This is a genomic window from uncultured Campylobacter sp. (assembly GCF_938045465.1).
Taxonomy (GTDB): domain Bacteria; phylum Campylobacterota; class Campylobacteria; order Campylobacterales; family Campylobacteraceae; genus Campylobacter_B.
Genome location: NZ_CALIBF010000026.1, coordinates 1 through 2348, shown reverse-complemented (window position 1 = coordinate 2348; position 2348 = coordinate 1). Strand labels below are relative to the sequence as shown.

Below are 2348 nucleotides of genomic sequence, written 5' to 3'. Positions count from 1 at the left end.
AGCCTTTGCGATGCGCTCGTCATAAAGCCGCAGCGTGCCGGCAAAACTCTCGTCGGGCAAAATCACCGCGATGCGCTCCGGCGCAATGCCCGCGCGCACAAAGGATGAAATTTTTTCAAAAACATAGCTCGCCTGCAAGCTTCGCAGCTCAAAGCCTCTACACACAACCGCTCCGCCCACGCTTAGTGGCTCGCGGCTTAAAATTTCACCCGTACCAAGATTTACGCGGTATGCAAAACCTGGCTCTAGGCTTATGCCGCAAAGCTCCTCTACCGCGCGCACAGGCTTGGAATTTAAAGTCGTGGCTCTAAAGCTCAACACAACCTCGCTAAGCTCTGCAGCGCGCTTAAAAATCTCGAACTCAAATGCGCTAGGATTGCCGTCGATGTTGATTTCTATCCGCTCAAATCCGCGCAGATAGGATTCGTTTAGCTTATAAAGCGCGGGCAGCGTGATCTCGTCGTAAAATCCATGCTCGCGCAGAATCCTTGCATACGCCCCCGCTAGCTCTCGCAGAATTTCAAAATGCTCGGCATACCACGCATAGGTGTCGCTAAGATCGAGCGCATCGATACTCACGCGCTCCGTCGCAAGCTCCTTGAAAAAGCCGAAAAGATACTCGCGGTTGCGCATAAACTCGTAAAGCTCGTTAGGGAATTTAAGCCTTTCGTCCGCGCGCTTGCTCTCGTTTACCGCCTGCTTCATAAAAAGCGCGCGGTCTATCTCGCCGCAAGCGACAAGATCCGGCACAAAAAGCGCCTTTTCGTAGAATTCCGCCAAAGTAATCCTAGGCGCCAGCACGCCGCCGCTCTCGCTTTGCAGCGCCGCGCGTAGCGCACGCGAGCTAGTGTAGACAAAGAGATTTTTAGAGGGCAAATTTTTCAAAACAAATCCTTTAGAGCGATTCGCAGAACGCGGAATTTTGCGATATTTTAGCAAGAAATTTTTAGTTTGGGCTTTTAAGCAAAGAAGTTTTTGAAAAGCTTGAGAGGCTAAATTTTATCAAGTCAAATTTAGTAAGTTGGATGAGCGTAAAATTTTAATCTGCGGCGCTTTGAGCGCGGAATTCTACCTCGCTCCGCATTCATCGCGGCATAATTTAAACGCAAAATTTTACGAGTGCAATTCCATAAATTACAAAGCGGCAAAAACGCGACGGAATTTAAGCAGGCTCAGGCTCGATCTTGTATCCCAGGCTCAGGACGTTTTTTATGATTTCGCCTCCCACTTTATCGCGGATACGCTTGACGAAGGTGCGAAGCGCCGTATCGCTCACGGCTCCTTCGGTCCAAACATAACGCTTGATCTCCTCGTAAAGCACCAGCTCGCCCACGCGACTGGCTAGCAGCGAAACAAAAGAAAGCTCCTTTTTAGTAAGCACGATCTGCTCGCCATCCTTCAGCAAAATACGGCGAAGCCCGTCAAATACGTAGTCTGCGCCCATATTTACGACTCGTACAGAGTCCAGCTTAGACTTCATCAGTGCACTTATCTCTAGCACGAATGCGGCGATATCTACCGGTTTAAAGTAATACCGCTCGACGCCAATCTCCATAACGCCTTTTAGCTGCTCCTCCCTACTGAAGCCACTAAGCACCACGATTGGGGCATGCGGAAAGATCTGCTTAATCTGACGTATCATCTCAAGCCCATCCTCGATCGGCATTAGAATGTCGGTAATGACGAGATTAGGGCTAAATTTTTTGAATTTTTTTACACCTTCAAGCCCGTTTTGGGCATTGTAAACGTTGTTAAAAATACCCTCAAACGCCTTATGCAGCGAGGCTAGTAATTTAGTATCATCCTCGACTAGCAAGACGTCCAGCTCTTTTAAAGCGCAGCTCATAGCAGACCCCTCAAGGCGAAATTTCAAACGAAATTCTTTCAAATTTTCTCTTTTATTGAGCTTAAAATAATGTTAAGTTAAAAATTTAATTTCATAAAGTAACACAACTCTTATTTTAGGTGCAAATATGGGCGGGATTAAAAAAGAAGCATGGATAAAAACCGCGGCCTAGGAATGGGGCAAAATTTAAAATGACGCGAGCTAAATCTTATCGGTGCGAAAAAGATTTAAGAGCGGCTGAAAGTAAAATTCCAAAGCTGGCGCAGGTAAAATTTCACTACGCGGCGGAGCGGAATTTTATTTTAGGCAAATGGCTTTTAGAGGGAAATAAAACGGCGCTGATAAGGTTTTAAGAGCAGGTATAGTTTATCAAAAAACTAGGCATAGCTGGCAAAACCGCATCAATAAGGCTTTAACGAGCGGGCAACGTTAGATAAAATTTTACGGGCGACAGGGCAGCTTACTAGCGCAACTTTTGACGGCAACAAAACGGTTCGTCAAA

Annotated in this window: 1 protein-coding gene and 1 pseudogene; both read right to left on the bottom strand. The window is 46.7% G+C overall.

From position 1 onward, the window contains the following. Nucleotides 1-885, bottom strand: a pseudogene (locus tag Q0413_RS01360) (hypothetical protein); the annotation flags it as partial. 277 nt (nucleotides 886-1162) lie between these two features. Then, nucleotides 1163-1888: a response regulator transcription factor gene (locus Q0413_RS01355; RefSeq protein WP_298986508.1), complete on the bottom strand. Its 726-nt coding sequence runs from the start codon at nucleotides 1886-1888 to the stop codon at nucleotides 1163-1165. Between the last annotated feature and the right edge of the window lie 460 nt (nucleotides 1889-2348).